The following is a 670-nucleotide window of genomic DNA, read 5'->3' on the forward strand; positions in this document are numbered from 1 at the left end:
CAACGAGCGCAACCCTTGATCTTAGTTGCCATCATTAAGTTGGGCACTCTAAGGTGACTGCCGGTGACAAACCGGAGGAAGGTGGGGATGACGTCAAATCATCATGCCCCTTATGACCTGGGCTACACACGTGCTACAATGGACGGTACAAAGAGCTGCAAGACCGCGAGGTGGAGCTAATCTCATAAAACCGTTCTCAGTTCGGATTGTAGGCTGCAACTCGCCTACATGAAGCTGGAATCGCTAGTAATCGCGGATCAGCATGCCGCGGTGAATACGTTCCCGGGCCTTGTACACACCGCCCGTCACACCACGAGAGTTTGTAACACCCGAAGTCGGTGGGGTAACCTTTTTGGAGCCAGCCGCCTAAGGTGGGACAGATGATTGGGGTGAAGTCGTAACAAGGTAGCCGTATCGGAAGGTGCGGCTGGATCACCTCCTTTCTATGGAGAATTGATAAGCGCTGCTTATCAATAAAGTTTCCGTGTTTCGTTTTGTTCAGTTTTGAGAGAACTATCTCTCATATATAAATGTATGTTCTTTGAAAACTAGATAACAGTGTAGCTCATATTTTTTAATTTTTAGTTTGGTTAAGTTAGAAAGGGCGCACGGTGGATGCCTTGACACTAGGAGTCGATGAAGGACGGGACTAACGCCGATATGCTTCGGG

At 48.5% G+C, this 670-nt stretch carries 2 rRNA genes; both read left to right on the forward strand.

The features are described 5' to 3' along the window. Positions 1-443, forward strand: a 16S ribosomal RNA gene (locus MR169_RS27915); the annotation flags it as partial. Positions 444-588: 145 nt separating this feature from the next. Next, positions 589-670, forward strand: a 23S ribosomal RNA gene (locus MR169_RS27920); the annotation flags it as partial.

The sequence above is a fragment of the Bacillus cereus group sp. BfR-BA-01349 genome (assembly GCF_022663795.1).
In the GTDB taxonomy this organism is placed as follows: Bacteria; Bacillota; Bacilli; order Bacillales; family Bacillaceae_G; genus Bacillus_A; species Bacillus_A cereus.